General features: G+C 71.7%; 13 protein-coding genes. 5 read left to right on the top strand and 8 right to left on the bottom strand.

The window, feature by feature from the left end:
• Together ACFXAZ_RS30365 and ACFXAZ_RS30360 are read left to right on the top strand one after the other, a co-directional pair.
• The coding region (locus ACFXAZ_RS30365; protein WP_384597661.1) for a hypothetical protein at window positions 1-368 on the top strand (368 nt) is incomplete at its 5' end.
• A 162-nt stretch (window positions 369-530) separates the two neighbouring features.
• Window positions 531-1,172, top strand: a complete 642-nt coding sequence (locus ACFXAZ_RS30360; RefSeq protein ID WP_384597659.1) for a class F sortase — start codon at window positions 531-533, stop codon at window positions 1,170-1,172.
• 56 nt (window positions 1,173-1,228) lie between these two features.
• Here ACFXAZ_RS30360 and ACFXAZ_RS30355 read toward each other — a convergent pair whose 3' ends face one another.
• Window positions 1,229-1,588: a winged helix-turn-helix transcriptional regulator gene (locus ACFXAZ_RS30355; RefSeq protein ID WP_384597657.1), complete on the bottom strand. Its 360-nt coding sequence runs from the start codon at window positions 1,586-1,588 to the stop codon at window positions 1,229-1,231.
• Between the two features lie 141 nt (window positions 1,589-1,729).
• Between ACFXAZ_RS30355 and ACFXAZ_RS30350 the strand changes: the two genes are divergently transcribed.
• The gene (locus ACFXAZ_RS30350) at window positions 1,730-2,641 is read left to right on the top strand and encodes an NAD(P)-dependent oxidoreductase (protein ID WP_384597655.1); all 912 of its coding nucleotides are present in this window, start codon (window positions 1,730-1,732) and stop codon (window positions 2,639-2,641) included.
• 22 nt (window positions 2,642-2,663) lie between these two features.
• Here ACFXAZ_RS30350 and ACFXAZ_RS30345 read toward each other — a convergent pair whose 3' ends face one another.
• Together ACFXAZ_RS30345 and ACFXAZ_RS30340 are read right to left on the bottom strand one after the other, a co-directional pair.
• Window positions 2,664-3,446 carry a sulfite exporter TauE/SafE family protein gene (locus ACFXAZ_RS30345; RefSeq protein WP_384597653.1) on the bottom strand — a complete coding sequence of 261 codons (783 nt, stop codon included), beginning with the start codon at window positions 3,444-3,446 and terminating at the stop codon, window positions 2,664-2,666.
• Between the two features lie 302 nt (window positions 3,447-3,748).
• Window positions 3,749-4,957, bottom strand: coding sequence for an RNA-guided endonuclease InsQ/TnpB family protein (locus ACFXAZ_RS30340; RefSeq protein ID WP_384597651.1), 1,209 nt, complete (start codon window positions 4,955-4,957; stop codon window positions 3,749-3,751).
• Window positions 4,958-5,118: 161 nt separating this feature from the next.
• Here ACFXAZ_RS30340 and nirB point away from each other — a divergent pair, with 161 nt between their 5' ends.
• A complete protein-coding gene (nirB, locus tag ACFXAZ_RS30335; RefSeq protein WP_384597649.1) occupies window positions 5,119-7,749 on the top strand; it encodes a nitrite reductase large subunit NirB in 2,631 nt (876 codons plus the stop codon).
• The gene (nirD, locus tag ACFXAZ_RS30330; RefSeq protein WP_384597647.1) at window positions 7,746-8,114 is read left to right on the top strand and encodes a nitrite reductase small subunit NirD; all 369 of its coding nucleotides are present in this window, start codon (window positions 7,746-7,748) and stop codon (window positions 8,112-8,114) included. The genes nirB and nirD overlap by 4 nt, the downstream gene beginning before the upstream one ends.
• Window positions 8,115-8,160: 46 nt before the next feature.
• On the opposite strand, the gene ACFXAZ_RS30325 is transcribed toward nirD, so the two are convergent.
• The 5 genes from ACFXAZ_RS30325 to ACFXAZ_RS30305 all read right to left on the bottom strand — a co-directional run bounded on the left by ACFXAZ_RS30325 (window position 8,161) and on the right by ACFXAZ_RS30305 (window position 15,501).
• Window positions 8,161-8,358: a ferredoxin gene (locus tag ACFXAZ_RS30325; RefSeq protein ID WP_384597645.1), complete on the bottom strand. Its 198-nt coding sequence runs from the start codon at window positions 8,356-8,358 to the stop codon at window positions 8,161-8,163.
• A 321-nt stretch (window positions 8,359-8,679) separates the two neighbouring features.
• The gene (locus ACFXAZ_RS30320; protein ID WP_384597643.1) at window positions 8,680-9,627 is read right to left on the bottom strand and encodes a superoxide dismutase; all 948 of its coding nucleotides are present in this window, start codon (window positions 9,625-9,627) and stop codon (window positions 8,680-8,682) included.
• A gap of 155 nt (window positions 9,628-9,782) precedes the next feature.
• On the bottom strand, window positions 9,783-10,943 hold the full coding sequence (locus ACFXAZ_RS30315) for an alkaline phosphatase PhoX (protein ID WP_384597641.1): 1,161 nt from the start codon (window positions 10,941-10,943) through the stop codon (window positions 9,783-9,785).
• Window positions 10,944-11,146: 203 nt separating this feature from the next.
• Window positions 11,147-13,903, bottom strand: a complete 2,757-nt coding sequence (gene ppdK, locus ACFXAZ_RS30310) for a pyruvate, phosphate dikinase (protein WP_384597665.1) — start codon at window positions 13,901-13,903, stop codon at window positions 11,147-11,149.
• Between the two features lie 386 nt (window positions 13,904-14,289).
• On the bottom strand, window positions 14,290-15,501 hold the full coding sequence (locus tag ACFXAZ_RS30305) for an ROK family protein (RefSeq protein WP_384597639.1): 1,212 nt from the start codon (window positions 15,499-15,501) through the stop codon (window positions 14,290-14,292).
• Window positions 15,502-15,584 lie beyond the last annotated feature (83 nt).

The raw sequence follows: 15,584 nt of genomic DNA, 5'->3' as shown, positions 1-15,584 counted from the left end.
CCTGCGGGGAGCGCGGGACCATCGACGGGGACGCCAGCGCGGTCGGCGCGGGGCGCTTCGCGCTGGCGCCCAGCGCGGACGAGGGCAACGCGATCGGCCAGTTCCAGGTGCCGTCGAGCGCGCAGCCGGGGACGTACGAGATCGTCGCCAAGTGCGCCGAGGGCGGGCGGCAGGCGGTGGGCGACCTGGTGGTCGCGCTGAGCGCGGCCCATGGGCAGACATATCCGCGGGGAAGTGTGAAGACGGGGGTCGGCGGTGCCCTTGGCCCCGACCCCGTGCAGACCGCGGCCGGAGTGGCGGCGCTGGCCGTCGCCGCCGCGGGCGGTACCTGGCTCCTGCATCGCCGGGCGAGAGGCGACGGGATGTGACGGGCACCCTCCGCTGTCCGTCCGCCGGTACCGCATGTCCCCTCCCCTCCGGGTCCGACGCCCCTCGCGGCCCGGAGGGGGCACGGGGCCCAGCCCGAAGGGCGACACAAGAGGTGTGAGAGGTGCAAGGGGCGCCGAGGAGAGCCGACGAGAGGGGTCGTCATGCGGAAAGTGGGGGACGCCGCGATAGCCGGCGTCACCGTCGTCTCCCTGTGCGCGGGCATCTGGCTGCTCGGCGGCGGCAGCGCCTCGCACGCCCCGCCGCAGCCGTCCGCCGCCCAGTCCGGCACCGCCCCGATCGCACCCGGCACCGCCCCGGCCGCGCCCGGCGCCGCCGCGCCCGCGCTGCCCCCCTCCCCGCCGGACCGGATCCGGGTCCCGGCGATCCGGGTGGACGCCCCCCTGATGGGCCTCGGCCTGACACCGAGCGGCAGCCTGGACGTGCCGCCCGCCGCGCGGAAGAACCTGGCCGGCTGGTACGAGGCCGGCACCACCCCCGGTGAGACCGGTACCGCGATCGTCGCCGGGCATGTCGACAACGCCCAGGGGCCCGCCGTCTTCTACCGGCTCGGCGCGCTCAAGCGCGGCGGCCGGATCGAGGTGGACCGGCGGGACGGCTCGGTCGCCGAGTTCACCGTGGACGCCGTGGAGGTCTACGACGCGGACGCCTTCCCCGACGAGAAGGTGTACGGCGCCGCCGCGCGGCCCGAGCTACGGGTGATCACCTGCGGCGGCGGGTACTCGCGGGACACCGGGTACCAGGGGAACGTGGTCGTGTTCGCCCATTTGACGGGCAGCCGGTAGGTCACAGCGTCAGGGACTGCCGGGTGACGGCTCACTCGTCGGTGACGGCTCACACGTCACGGCAGCACCGGCGCCGGCTCCACCCCCAGCACATTCCGCTTCCCCCACCGCCCCAGCGGCTCCAGCGCCTCGTTGAGGGTGACCCCGCGCGGGGTCAGCGAGTACTCGACGCGGGGCGGGACCTCGTCGTACTCCTCCCGGTGCACGATCCCGTCCGCCTCCAGCTCCCGCAGTTGCGCGGCGAGCACCTTCTCGGTGACGCCCGGCAGCTCCCGGCGCAGCTCGCCGAAACGGTGGGGCCGTTCGTCCAGCGCCCAGAGGATGAGCACCTTCCACTTGCCGCCGATCACATCCATCGCCGCGTCGATCCCGCAGACGTACGCTCCCGGCGCTCCCGGCCGTCGCCCGTTCGGCATGTCGGACCCCTTCCGTCGTCACGCCCCCCGGCAGGACGCTTCTGTCGTCACGCCCCCGAGCAGGACACTTACCCCGAGGTAACCGCCCACTCCGAAGTACGTACTTGAGCAGGCACGTTCCCTGCGACCAGGCTAAACGCCATGACCGACACGACGACCTCCCCCGCCACCCCCACTCCCCCGACCCGCACCCCCCTGACCCTGCTCGGCGCCGGGGCCATGGGTACCGCCCTCGCCCGTGCCTGGCTCGCCGCCGGGCATCCGGTGACCGTATGGAACCGCACCCCCGCCCGTGCCGAGGCGCTGGGCGCCGAAGGCGCGACCGTCGCCGCGAGCGCGGCCGAGGCGGTGGCCGCCCATCGGCTGGTGGTCGCCTGTCTGCTGGACGACGACTCGGTCGGCGAGGCGCTCGCGGACGCCGACCTGACCGGGCGCGACCTGGTCAATGTGACCACCGGGACACCGGAGGACGGCCGTGCCCGGGCGGCCTGGGCGAAGGCGCGGGGGGCGCGGTTCCTGGACGGCGGGATCATGGCCGTGCCGCCGATGATCGGGGTGCCGGACTCCGGCGGCTATGTCTTCTACAGCGGTTCGGCCGCGCTCTTCGAGGAGCACCGGGAGACCCTGGCCGTCCCCGCCGGGACCTCGTACGTGGGCGATGACCCCGGCTTCGCCGCGCTGCACGATGTCGCGCTGCTCGGCGCGCTGGACGGGCTGTTCTCGGGGCTGCTGCACGCCTTCGCGCTGGTGCGGCGGGAGGACATCGCGCCGAAGGAGTTCGCGCCGCTGCTGGTCGACTGGGTCAACGCGATGACGCCGGCGGCCCACCAGATGGCCGAGCAGCTGGAATCCGGCGACTACGGCAAGGGCGTGGTCTCCAACCTCGCCATGCTGGTCTCCGGCAACCGGATCATGCTGCGCGCCGCCGAGGAGCAGGGCGTCAGCCCGGAGCTGATCACCCCGCTGATGTGGCTGAGCGCCCGCCGGCTGGCCGACGGACATGGGGACGAGGACATAACGGGGGTGGTGGAGCTGCTGGTGCGGCGGGGCTAGGTGTATCGACCGGCGGTGTCCGTCACGCGATCCACTGCTCGTACGCCATGTTCGCCACCAGCGCGAACACCACCGTCAGCAGTACGACCCGGACGAAGCCGCTGCCCCGTTTCAGGGCGGTGCGGGCGCCGAGCATGCCGCCCGCGAGGTTGAAGACCGCCATCAGGGCCGCGAGTTGCCACAGCACCGCGCCCTGCCAGGCGAACATGGCGAGGGCGCCCGCGTTGGTGCAGCAGTTGACGATCTTCGCGGTGGCGGAGGCGGTCACCAGGTCGAGGTGGAGCACGGCGGTCAGGGCGAGGACCAGGAAGGTGCCGGTGCCGGGGCCGATCAGACCGTCGTAGAAGCCGATCCCGAGGCCGGCGAGGCCGATCGCGGCGAGGTTGCGGCGGCGGGAGGCCGGTCCCGGCGATGTGGCGGTGCCGAAGGCGGGCTTGAGGATCACGAAGGCCGCCACGCCCAGCAGCACCACCATGATCACCGGCTTGAGCACCTCGGTGCTCATCCCGGCCGCGAAGAAGGCGCCCCCGGACGATCCGGCCAGCGCCGCCAGCCCGATGCGCACGGCGGTACGGACGTCGACCGGTGCTCTGCGGGCGTAGGTGATGGCCGCGCCCGTGGTGCCGACGATGGCGACCGCCTTGTTGGTGCCGAGGGCGTGCGCGGCCGGGGTGGAGCCGGGCAGGCCGAGCAGCAGCGCGGGGAGCAGCAGCAGCCCGCCCCCGCCGACCACGGCGTCGATCCAGCCCGCCGCGAGGGCGGCGAGACACAGTACGGCCAGGGTGGTCAGCGATATGTCGGGCATGATCGCGACCCTAGGTCTGGGGTGGTGGTGGCGTCCATGAACCTGAGGGGGATCTGAGGTCCGGGCGGTCCGCCCGCATGTCTGCCTGCCCGTCTGCCGGGGGCGCGGCGCACACGGCGGGCATCCGGCCGCGCCGACGACGCACACCCCTCACACCGGCCCGCCCCACCCGCTGAGGGCAGCGTTCCCCTCGGGAAACAGGGGGGATGCGGCCGGGTAACACCCACCCCGCAGGCTGCGCTGCATGACGTCGAATGCGCGAGTGGTAGCGACGGAGGCCCCTGATTGACTTCCTCCCCCGCCTAAAGGCGGGGGATTCCAGCGGTCGCCCGCTGGGATTCCTGCTTCACCGACGACCGCCCCGTCCGGGAGGACTCCCGTTGAGGTCTTACACCGTCTCCACAGGCAGACACGGCCAGCCCGGCCGCGAGAATGTTGCGCGCCGCGTTCACGTCGCGGTCATGCACAGCACCGCAGTCACACGTCCACTCACGGACGTTCAGCGGCATCTTCGCCGCGACCGTGCCGCAGGCTCCGCACAGCTTGCTACTGGGGAACCAGCGGTCGATCACGACGAGTTCGCGCCCGTACCAGGCGCACTTGTACTCCAGCATGGAGCGGAGTTCCGTCCACGACGCGTCCGAGATGGCTCGCGCAAGCCTGCCGTTTTTCAGCAGGTTGCGGACGGTGAGGTCCTCGATCACGACCGTTTGGTTCTCACGGACGAGACGAGTCGACAGCTTGTGCAGGAAGTCACGGCGCCGGTCGGCGATCCGCGCATGGAGCTTGGCGACCTTGCGCCGGGCCTTCTCCCGGTTGGCCGAGCCCTTCGCCTTCCGCGACAGCTCACGCTGTGCCTTGGCGAGACGGGCCCGGTCCCGGCGCTCGTGCCGGGGGTTGGCGACTTTCTCTCCGGTGGACAGGGTCACCAGGGAGGTGGTCCCGGCGTCGATACCGACTGCCACATCGGTGGCGGGGGCCGGGGCGATGCGGTCATCGCACAGCATCGACACGAACCAGCGTCCGGCGGCGTCGCGGGACACGGTCACCGTCGTCGGCTCCGCACCCTCCGGGAGCGGACGCGACCAGCGGATGTCCAGCGGCTCGGCCATCTTCGCCAGCGTGAGGCGCCCGTCCCGGAACTTGAAGCCGGAGCGGGTGTACTCGGCGGACGCGCGGGACTTCTTCCGGCTCTTGTACCGGGGGTACTTGGCCCGTTTGGCGAAGAAGTTCCCGAACGCCGTCTGGAGATGGCGGAGCGCCTGCTGGAGCGGGACGGAGGACACCTCCGTCAGGAAGGCGAGGTCCTCGGTCTTCTTCCACTCCGTCAGCGCGGCGGACGACTGCACGTAGGAGATGCGGTGCTGCCCGCCGTACCAGGCCCGAGTGCGCTCCTCCAGTGCCTTGTTGTAGACGAGGCGGACGCAGCCGAACGTGCGCGACAGCTCAGCTGCCTGCTCGTCCGTGGGGTAGAAGCGGTACTTGAAAGCCCGCTTGACCTGCTGCGCCATGCCTCACATCGTATTAGCTCCCGTGTTAGTGACGGCTGTTGGCCGGTGGACGGTGGACGCCGGTCCGCCCTGGCGGCGAACCGGCTTTCCCCGCCCTGCTCCGCAGGAGCTTCGTTTCCTCCCCGCCCTAAAGGACGGGGTACCCACGAAGGAGAGCCCCGATGACCGACGCCCCGGGGGCCACCCCCACGATCGTGCTCATCGGACACGGCATGGTCGGCCAGCGCTTCCTGGAGGCGCTCGCCGAGCGCGGTCTGACGGCCACGCACCGGGTGGTCGTGCTGTGCGAGGAGTCCCGCCCGGCCTACGACCGGGTCCGGTTGACGTCGTACTTCGCGGGCCGTACCCCCGAGGAACTCTCCCTCACCGACGCGGAGTTCATCGACGCGCACGGCATCGAGCTGCGGATCGGCGACCCCGCGGTGACGGTCGACCGGGCCGCGCGCACGGTCACCGCCCGCTCGGGGCACGTCTTCGCCTACGACACCCTCGTCCTGGCCACCGGCTCCTACCCGTTCGTACCGCCGGTCGCGAACAAGGACGCCGAGGGCTGTTTCGTGTACCGCACGATCGACGACCTGCTCGCCATCGAGGCGTACGCGAGGGCGGGGGCCGGGACGGGCACGGGGGCGAGGGTCGGTGCGGTGGTCGGCGGCGGGCTGCTCGGTCTTGAGGCGGCCGGGGCGCTGCAAGGGCTGGGACTCACCTCGCACATCGTGGAGTTCGCGCCCCGGCTGATGCCGGTCCAGGTGGACGACGGCGGTGGCGCGGCCCTGCTGCGGACCGTCGAGGGCATGGGCCTGACCGTGCACACGGGGGTGGGCACGCGGGAGATCGTCACGGACGCGGCGGGCGCGGTCAGCGGGATGCGGCTGTCGGACGGGGGCGAACTCGCCGTCGACCTGGTGGTGTTCAGCGCCGGTGTCCGCCCGCGCGACCAGCTGGCCCGGGACTGCGGGCTGGCGGTGGGCGAGCGCGGCGGCGTCGCGGTCGACGCGCAGTGCCGTACGGTCACCGATCCGTCGGTGTTCGCGATCGGCGAGTGCGCGCTGACGGTGGACGGCCGGGTGTACGGGCTGGTGGCGCCGGGGTACGAGCAGGCGCAGACGGCGGCGGCGACCATCGCGGCGGCCGAGGCCGCGTTCACAGGCGCCGATCTGTCCACCAAGCTGAAGCTGCTCGGCGTGGACGTGGCGTCCTTCGGCGACGCGCACGGCACGGCGGCGGACTGTCTGGAGGTGGTGTACTCCGACGCCCGCTCGGGCCTGTACAAGAAGCTGGTCATGGGCCGGGACGGCACCCTGCTGGGCGGCATCCTGGTGGGCGACGCGGACGCGTACGGGACGCTGCGCGCGCTGACCGGTTCCGTCCCGCCGGTCGCCCCCGAGTCGCTGGTGCTGCCCGCCGGGGCGGTGGGCGGCGCCCAGCTCGGGCCGTCCGCGCTGCCGGACGAGGCGGTGATCTGCTCCTGCCACAACGTGTCCAAGGGCGCGGTCCGCGCGGCGGTGACGGACCACTCCTGCGCCACGGTCCCCGAGGTCAGGAAGTGCACCAGGGCGGGCACCGGCTGCGGCAGTTGCGTCAAGGTGCTGGGCCAGCTGGTCACCGCCGAGCTGGAGGCGAGCGGCGTCGAGATCGACAAGGGCCTGTGCGGCTGCTTCGCCCGGACCCGCGAGGAGCTGTACGAGATCGTCCTGGCCCTGCGCGTCACCACGTACCGGGAGCTGCTCGGCCGTTACGGCCGTGAGGGCGCCCGTGACGGCGACGGCTGCGAGATCTGCAAACCGGCGGTGGCCTCGGTCATCGCGTCCCTCGCCGCCACGATCGGCGCGAGCGGCTATGTCCTGGAGGGCGAGCAGGCGGCGCTCCAGGACAGCAACGACCACTTCCTCGCCAACCTCCAGAAGAACGGCTCGTACTCCGTCGTACCGCGGATCCCCGGCGGGGAGATCACCCCCGAGAAGCTCATCGTGATCGGCGAGATCGCGCGGGACTTCGGGCTCTACACGAAGATCACCGGCGGTCAGCGGATCGACCTGTTCGGGGCGCGGGTGGAGCAACTGCCGCTGATCTGGACACGGCTGGTGGACGCGGGCTTCGAGTCCGGGCACGCGTACGGCAAGGCGCTGCGCACGGTGAAGTCCTGTGTGGGGCGGACGTGGTGCCGGTACGGCGTCCAGGACTCGGTGCGGATGGCGATCGACCTGGAGCTGCGCTACCGGGGCCTGCGCGCCCCGCACAAGCTCAAGTCGGCCGTCTCGGGCTGTGCCCGCGAGTGCGCGGAGGCCCGGTCGAAGGACTTCGGCGTGATCGCCACGTCGAACGGCTGGAATCTGTACGTCGGCGGCAACGGCGGCGCCACCCCGCGCCACGCGGACCTGCTGGCCCAGGATCTGACCGACGCCGAGTTGATCCGTCTGATCGACCGCTTCCTGATGTTCTACATCCGTACGGCGGACCGTCTGGAGCGCACCTCGACCTGGCTGGAGCGGCTGCCGGGCGGCCTGGACCATGTGCGGGACGTGGTGGTGGCGGACTCCCTGGGCATCTGCGAGGAGCTGGAGCGGCTGATGGCCGACCATGTGGCGCACTACCGCGACGAGTGGGCGACGACCATCGCCGACCCCGAGAAGCTGGCCCGTTTCGTGTCGTTCGTGAACGCCCCCGACACACCCGACCCGGTCGTCGGCTTCGTCCCCGAGCGCGACCAGATCAAGCCCGACCTGCCCCTGCTCGCCATCGGCCGCCGCCCCGCCGCCGGCCCCGTCCTGGAAGGAACCGCCCAGCGATGACGACGGCCCCGGAGAAAACCGAGAAGGCCCAGGTCCAGGCCCGGGTCCAGATCCGCCTCTCGCCCGACACCTGGCTGACCGTCTGCGAGCTGCGCGCCCTGCTCCCCGGCCGGGGCGTGGCCGCGCTGCTCCCGGGCGGCGACCAGGTGGCCCTGTTCCGCGACCGCACGGGAGCGCTGTACGCGATCGACAACCGCGACCCGTTCGGCGGCGCGGCCGTCCTCTCGCGCGGCCTCACCGGCACCCACCGGGGCCGCCCCTTCGTCGCGTCCCCCCTCCTGAAACAGCGCTACGACCTTCAGTCGGGCCGCTGCCTGGACGAGGAGGGGGTGGGGGTGCGGGTGTACGACGTACGGGCGGCCTGAGGCCGGTCCCCGGTCGGTCCTGGGTCAGTCCCCGGTCAGTCCTCGGTCAGTCCTCGGTGAGGACGACCGCCTGGGCGGGACACCCCCGGGCGGCCTCCCGGAACAGCGGATCGCCCCCGCCGTCCTCCTTGCCGGGCCGCACAATGCCGAAGCCGTCGTCGTCCTGGTCGAACACCGCGGGGGCGGTGAGATAGCAGTTACCGGCCCCGATGCAGTGGTCCGAGTCGATGGACACCTTGGTCATGGAAGCTCCTAGCGGTCTGGAACGGCGGATTCCACCGTTGTGACCGCCAGCGTGCCCGCCCTTCGGCCCCTTGGCGCCCGGGCGGGGCCGTCGGGGGTGGGGGCTCGGGGGGGGAGGGGGGGGGGCGCGCGGTGGGCGGGGCGGGAGGCTCCCCCGGCGCAGGGGCGCGAGAGGGGGGGGGGGGGGGGGGGGCCCCGCGCGCGCCCCCGGCAGCCTCCGCGCGGCCGCCCCCGCGGCGGCGCCGCCCCCGCCGGCGGGCGAGCCGCCCGTCGGGGGCGGCGACGCCCGGGGCCGCCCGGCGGCGGGGACAGGGGACGTCGGCTAGATCGGCACCGACACCGCGTTGAACGTGGTGCCGGGCAGCTGGGGGCTGGTGAAGCGGGCGTTGACCAGATAGAGGCGGTTGCCGTGGCGGGCGGCCGTGGTGGGGATGTCGAAGCGGGGGTCCGTGATCGTGCGGCGCAGGGTGGCGTGGGTGCGGGTGAGGTCCAGGTCCCAGACGGTGACCTGGTTGAGGCGGTTCTGGACGACGTACAGCGTGTGGCCGATGCGGACGAGGCCGTCGCCGGCCGCCACCGAGTCGGCGCCGGTGAGGGTGAAGCGGCGGGCGGTGCCGGTGCGCAGGGAGACGCGGTACAGCTCGCCGGGGGTGCTCTTGACGACGATCAGGTCCGTGCCGTCCGGCGTGGCGACGACGCCGTTGGCGTTGTTGACGTCCGGGAGCTGGACCCAGTCGCCGGTCAGGGGCAGCTCGCGGATGTCCTTGGCGCCCCGGGCGCGCGGGACGCCGTACAGGACCGGGTTGCGGGAGTCCGTGAACCAGGCGCGGTCGCCGGTCAGGATGACGTCGTTGATGAAGGCGGGGGCGGCGGTGGTGAGGGTGTGGGTGGTGCGCTGCCCGCCGGTGCGGGTGTCGATGATCGTGGCGGTGCCGCCTCCGCCGCCGGCGATGTACAGCAGGCCGTCGGTGTCCAGTTTGAGGCCGATGGAGACGGTGCCCGGGGCGCCCGGGTGGAGGATCTCGCCCCGGCCGGTGCGCAGGTCGGTGCGGAGGACCGCGCCGTTGGCACGCGAGCCCAGGTAGGCGTACGGGCGGCTGCCGATGGTGATGCCCTCGGGGAGGAAGCCGTCGGGGAGGGGGAACTCCGTGGGCCAGGGTGCGGAGTCGCCGTCGCCGGAGCCGGCGCGGGCGGTGCCGGTGGTCGCGGCGACCGCCGCGAGGGTGGCGCCGGTCAGTAAGGAGCGGCGGGAGGGGTGGATCCGGGTCATGGTTCGTGCCTCCGTGTCGGTGGACGGGTGGGGCTCGGTGAACTCGCCGGGGATTCGTCCGTGCGTAACGCCTTCGCCCCGGCGGGAGTTCCCGCGCGCCCCACCCGTCACCGATGTACGGCTGGTAGGACCGCCCTGGAGGCGGCCCTACGGCCTTACGACCGGAAGGGCCCGGTGACCTCGTAGGTGATCCCGCCGGACGAACTGCCGCTGGTGCCGCGCTGGCTGGAGAAGTAGAGCCGGCGGCCGTCGGGGGAGAACGCCGGGCCGGTGATCTCGGAGGCGGACTGGCCGTCGATGCGCAGGAACGGCGCGATCACGTCGGCCGGGGTGATCACGCAGATCTCCAGGTTGCCGCCGTCCTCGGCGACGTAGAGATCGCCGGAGGAGGAGCCGGTGATGTTGTCGACGCCGGTCAGGGGCGCGGTGCCGGAGGTGACGAGGGAGTCGTCGTAGGCCAGTTCGTAGGTGTTGTTCGTCAGGTTGAGCTGCCAGACGCGGTTGTCGCCCTTGGTGGTGAACCAGACCGTGTCGTCGGCGTAGTGGCAGCCCTCGCCGCCGTTGAAGGACTTGGAGCCGGAGACCTGGGTGCGGGTGGTGGTCGGGGAGCCGTCCGGGTCGGGGACGTTGGCCCAGCTGAAGGAGCCGGAGGTGGCGGTGCCGGCGACCAGCACCTGGAGGGTGCCGGCGGAGAGATTGCCCCAGGTGGTCGGGACGAAGCGGTAGAAGCGGCCGTTGGTCTCGTCCTCGGTGAGGTAGATGACCTTGCGGACCGGGTCGGCGGCGGCGGCCTCGTGCTTGAAGGCGCCCATGGCGTCCCGGCGGACGGCCGCGTTGACGCCCCAGGGGTCGGTCTCGAAGACGTAGCCGAGGGACACCTCCTCGCAGGACAGCCAGGTGTTCCACGGGGTCTTGCCCCCGGCGCAGTTGGTACGGGTGCCGGACAGGATCCGGTACGCCGCCGTGACCGTACCGGCGGCCGAGAACTTCACCGCGCTCGCGCCGCCGGAGGGGCTGATCTCCGAGTTGGAGACATAGATCCAGCCACTGCCGTCGGCGTAGCAGGCGCCGCCGTCGGGGGCGTTGTGCCAGGTGTACGAGGTGCCGGGGACCGCCTGCCCGGAGCGGGCGATGACTCTGCTGGTGAACCCGCTGGGCAGTCTGATGCCATTGGCGTCCGCCGCGCCGAGCGCCCCGTAGGGACCGGTGCCGGGCTGGGCCGGGGCCGCGTAGGCCGCGCCCCGCCACAGACTGCCCCCGAAGGCAGCCGCCGAGCCGCCGAGGACGGCCGCACGCAGAAGGTGACGACGTTCCACTCTCACTCCAAGAGGTGCCGTGACCGGCCCGCCGCCGGTCGGCGACGGGGTCGTGCGGAGTGGGACGCTATGGGAGCGGGGTGGGAACGGGGTGGGAACGGGATGGACAGGTCATGGACATGCCGTGACGGAACCGGGGTGCGGGGAATCGCGAAGGGCGGCACCCCCGCACAGGGTGCCGCCCTTCTCCATGGCGGGCGGGGTCAGCGGTGGTCGCTGCCCTTGGACCGGGACGCCGCCCGGCCCGCTTCCAGGCGGGCCACCGGGATGCGGAAGGGGGAGCAGGAGACGTAGTCGAGGCCGACCTCGTGGAAGAAGTGGACGGACTCGGGGTCGCCGCCGTGTTCGCCGCAGACGCCGAGTTTGAGGTCGGGGCGGGTGGCTCGGCCTGCCTTGGCGGCCAGTTCGACCAGGGAGCCGACGCCGTCGCGGTCGATCGTCTCGAAGGGGCTGACGCCGAAGATGCCCTTCTCCAGGTAGGCGGTGAAGAAGGACGCCTCGACGTCGTCGCGGCTGAAGCCCCACACCGTCTGGGTGAGGTCATTGGTGCCGAAGGAGAAGAACTCGGCCGCCTCGGCGATCTGACCGGCGGTCAGGGCCGCGCGGGGGAGTTCGATCATCGTGCCGATGGACAGTTTGAGCTGCGTGCCGGTCGCCGCTTCCACCTCCGCGATGACCCGGTCCGCCTCGTCGCGGACGATCTCCAGCTCCTGGACCGTGCCGACCAGCGGGATCATGATCTCGGCGCGCGGGTCGCCCTTGGCCGCCTTGCGGGCCGCCGCCGCCTCGGCGATGGCGCGGACCTGCATGGTGAACAGGCCGGGGATGACCAGACCGAGACGGACCCCGCGCAGGCCCAGCATCGGGTTCTGCTCGTGCAGGCGGTGCACGGCCTGGAGGAGGCGGAGTTCGTTCTCGTGGGGCTCCTGGCGGGACTCGGCCAGGGCCACCCGGACCGAGAGTTCCGTGATGTCGGGGAGGAACTCGTGCAGCGGCGGGTCCAGGAGGCGGACCGTGACCGGGAGGCCGTCCATCGCCTCGAAGAGTTCGACGAAGTCTTTCTTCTGAAGGGGCAGCAGGTCCTTCAGGGACTTCTCGCGCTCCTCGTCGTGGTCCGCCAGGATGAGGCGCTCCACCAGCTCGCGGCGGTCGCCCAGGAACATGTGCTCGGTGCGGCACAGGCCGATGCCCTGCGCCCCGAAGCGCCGCGCCCGCAGCGCGTCCTCGGCGTTGTCCGCGTTGGCGCGCACCCGCAGCCGGCGCTTGCGGTCGGCGAAGGCCATGATCCGGTGCACGGCCGCCACCAGCTCGTCGGCGTCGTCCGCGCCCGCGTGCATCCGGCCCTCGAAGTACTCGACGACCGGCGACGGCACCACCGGGACCTCGCCCAGGTAGACCTTGCCCGAGGAGCCGTCGATGGAGATGACGTCGCCCTCCTCCACCACATGGCCGCCCGGGACGGTCATCCGGCGGCGCTTGGTGTCGACCTCCAGCTCCTCCGCGCCGCACACACACGTCTTGCCCATGCCGCGCGCGACCACCGCCGCGTGGGAGGTCTTGCCGCCGCGCGAGGTCAGGATGCCCTCGGAGGCGATCATGCCGTCCAGGTCGTCGGGGTTGGTCTCGCGGCGGATCAGGATGACCTTCTCACCGGAGCGGGACCACTTCACCGCGGTGTACGAGTCGAAGACCGCCTTGCCGACCGCCGCGCCCGGCGACGCCGCGATGCCCCGGCCGACCCGCTGGACCTTCGCGTCCTCGTCGAAGCGGGGGAACATCAGCTGGGCGAGCTGGGCACCGGTGACCCGCTGGAGGGCCTCGGCCTCGTCGATCAGGCCCTGGTCGACGAGCTGGGTGGCGATCCGGAAGGCCGCGCCGGCCGTGCGCTTGCCGACCCGGGTCTGGAGCATCCACAGCTGGCCGCGCTCGATGGTGAACTCGATGTCGCAGAGGTCCTTGTAGTGGTTCTCCAGCGTCTCCATGATCTGCATCAGCTGGTCGTACGACTTCTTGTCGATCTGCTCCAGCTCGGCCAGCGGGACCGTGTTGCGGATGCCCGCCACGACGTCCTCGCCCTGGGCGTTCTGGAGGTAGTCGCCGTAGACGCCCTGGTAGCCGGAGGCGGGGTCGCGGGTGAAGGCGACGCCGGTGCCGGAGTCGGGGCCGAGGTTGCCGAAGACCATCGAACAGACGTTGACGGCGGTGCCGAGGTCGTGCGGGATGCGCTCCTGGCGGCGGTAGAGCTTGGCCCGGTCGCCGTTCCAGGAGTGGAAGACCGCCTTGATGGCGAGGTCCATCTGCTCGCGCGCGTCCTGCGGGAAGTCCCGGTCGGCTTCCCTCTTGACGATCTTCTTGAAGGCGGTGACCAGTTTCTTCAGGTCGGCCGCCTCCAGCTCGGTGTCGACCGTGACCTTCTTGGTGGCCTTGGCCTTCTCCAGCGCCTCCTCGAAGAGGTCGCCGTCGACGCCGAGGACGGTCTTGCCGAACATCTGGATGAGGCGCCGGTAGGAGTCCCAGGCGAACCGCTCGTCGCCGGACTGCTTCACCAGGCCCTGCACCGACTTGTCGGAGAGGCCGATGTTCAGGACCGTGTCCATCATCCCCGGCATGGAGAACTTCGCGCCGGAGCGTACGGACACCAGGAGCGGGTCGTCGGCCTGGCCGAGCTTCTTGCCCATGCGCTGCTCCAGCGCCTCCAGATGAGCGCTCACCTCGTCACGCAGTGCCGCGGGCTCCTCGCCACTGTCGAGGTAGACCTTGCACGCCTCGGTGGTGATGGTGAAGCCGGGCGGGACCGGAAGGCCCAGATTGGTCATCTCCGCGAGGTTCGCGCCTTTACCACCGAGAAGGTCCTTGAGGTCCTTGTTGCCCTCGGTGAAGTCGTAAACGAATTTCTGGTTTTCCGACACGGGTCCCAACTCCTCGGAGGACTCGGTGGCTGCCCTGACAGCCGGGAACATACCCAGATCCAAGGCGCCTGGGTACGTCCACTTGTGCGTCATGCGCCTGTAACCACGCGTCCGCCACCGGATCGAAAGTCAAGGCTTGGCAAGAAATCGCGCACATATGTGTTCACTTCTTGAACGCGATCACCGATCCACGCCCCACATTCCGCTCACATGAGCGCCATATGACACGTTTGATTTCGCTCGATGAACGATCATCGATTGGCACTCAGTGCCACTCTTTGAGAAGTGCAGTCGATCACAACTCGCTCATCTGAGCGGAACCCTTATCAAGGGTGGCGAGAATCACGCCCCTGGGGGCGCCGGGGTATCACCATGCGGACCGGTGGCGAACGGATGAAACCGGGAGGAAACCCACTGCTCATCTCCCGAGCGTGCGCTCACACCCCGAGCGCCCGCAACCGCTCCTCGGCCCGCTCCGGCGCGTACAGATGCTCCACCACCAGCGCCCCGGCGCCCACCAGCCCGGCCCGCTCCCCCAGCCGCGAGGTCACGACCTCCAGATGAGCGGTGGAGCGCGGCAGCGCCCGCTGGTACAGCAGCTCCCGTACGCCGGTCAGGAACGGTATGCCCGCCAGGTCCCCGGCGATCATCAGGACGCCCGGGTTGAGCAGCGTCACCACCGTCGCCAGCACCTCCCCCACACTGCGCCCGGCCTCCCGGGCCAGCGCCGCCGCCTCCGGGTGCCCGGCCGCGAGCAGCTCGCGCACATCCGAGCCGGACGCCGCGGGCACCCCGGCCTCGGCCAGCCGCCGGGCCACCGCGCCCCCGCTGGCGACGGCGGCCAGACAGCCGTACGAACCGCACCGGCACAGCGCCTTCGCGCCCTCCGGGACCCGGATGTGGCCGATGTCGCCCGCGCCGCCGTCGATGCCCCGGAAGAGCGTGCCGCCGACCACGACCCCCGCCCCTATGCCGGTGGAGACCTTGACCAGGACGAAGGCGGCGCAGCCCGGGTGCCCGGTGCGCTGTTCGCCGTACGCCATGAGGTTGGCGTCGTTGTCGACGAGGACCGGGACGAAGGCGGTGGAGCCGGTGTGGTCGGCGAAGGAGCGGGCGAGGCGGCCCCGTATGTCGTACCCGTCCCAGCCCGGCATCATCGGGGGCTCCACCACCTTGCCGGTGTCGGTGTCGACCGGGCCGGGCACCGCGAGACCGATGCCGCAGACCTCCTCGGGGCGCCGACCGGCCTTGCGCAGCAACTCGGCGAACCAGCCGCCGAGTTCGCCGAGCACCGGCTCGGGGCCGTCCTCCACCACCAGCGTGCCGCCGCTCTCCGCGAGGATCTCGCCGGTCAGGGTGAGCAGCGCGGCGCGGGCGTGCCGGGTGTCGAGGTCGGCGGCGAGGACGACCGCGTGCTCGTCGTCGAACTCCAGGGTGATCGAGGGGCGTCCGCCGAGCGGGGAGCCGACCGGGCCGCCGGCGCCCTCGCGCAGCCAGCCCGCGCGGAAGAGGCGGTCGAGGCGGTGCCCGACCGTGGCCCGGGACAGACCGGTGACCTGCTGGAGCGCGCCGCGTGTGGTGGCGCGTCCGCTGCGGACGAGTTCCAGCAGCTCACCGGCGCTGGTCTGAGTCCCGATCCGACCGGTCATGCGCACCCCCTTGTGTTTCCCAAGTCTGCATTACATCCTGGGTTTTGCATGTTAAATAGACGTAACTCTACGATGGCCAAGAC

The organism is Streptomyces sp. NPDC059477, from assembly GCF_042749375.1.
Taxonomy (GTDB): Bacteria; Actinomycetota; Actinomycetes; order Streptomycetales; family Streptomycetaceae; genus Streptomyces.
This window is presented reverse-complemented; position numbering and strand designations above follow the sequence as displayed.

Bases quoted from the DNA above. Each gene is read 5' to 3' on its own strand.
- ACFXAZ_RS30360 (WP_384597659.1), top strand. From the start codon at position 531: ATGCGGAAAGTGGGGGACGCCGCGATAGCCGGCGTCACCGTCGTCTCC.
- ACFXAZ_RS30355 (WP_384597657.1), bottom strand. From the start codon at position 1,588: ATGCCGAACGGGCGACGGCCGGGAGCGCCGGGAGCGTACGTCTGCGGG.
- ACFXAZ_RS30350 (WP_384597655.1), top strand. From the start codon at position 1,730: ATGACCGACACGACGACCTCCCCCGCCACCCCCACTCCCCCGACCCGC.
- ACFXAZ_RS30345 (WP_384597653.1), bottom strand. From the start codon at position 3,446: ATGCCCGACATATCGCTGACCACCCTGGCCGTACTGTGTCTCGCCGCC.
- ACFXAZ_RS30340 (WP_384597651.1), bottom strand. From the start codon at position 4,957: ATGGCGCAGCAGGTCAAGCGGGCTTTCAAGTACCGCTTCTACCCCACG.
- nirB (WP_384597649.1), top strand. From the start codon at position 5,119: ATGACCGACGCCCCGGGGGCCACCCCCACGATCGTGCTCATCGGACAC.
- nirD (WP_384597647.1), top strand. From the start codon at position 7,746: ATGACGACGGCCCCGGAGAAAACCGAGAAGGCCCAGGTCCAGGCCCGG.
- ACFXAZ_RS30325 (WP_384597645.1), bottom strand. From the start codon at position 8,358: ATGACCAAGGTGTCCATCGACTCGGACCACTGCATCGGGGCCGGTAAC.
- ACFXAZ_RS30320 (WP_384597643.1), bottom strand. From the start codon at position 9,627: ATGACCCGGATCCACCCCTCCCGCCGCTCCTTACTGACCGGCGCCACC.
- ppdK (WP_384597665.1), bottom strand. From the start codon at position 13,903: ATGTTCCCGGCTGTCAGGGCAGCCACCGAGTCCTCCGAGGAGTTGGGA.
- ACFXAZ_RS30305 (WP_384597639.1), bottom strand. From the start codon at position 15,501: ATGACCGGTCGGATCGGGACTCAGACCAGCGCCGGTGAGCTGCTGGAA.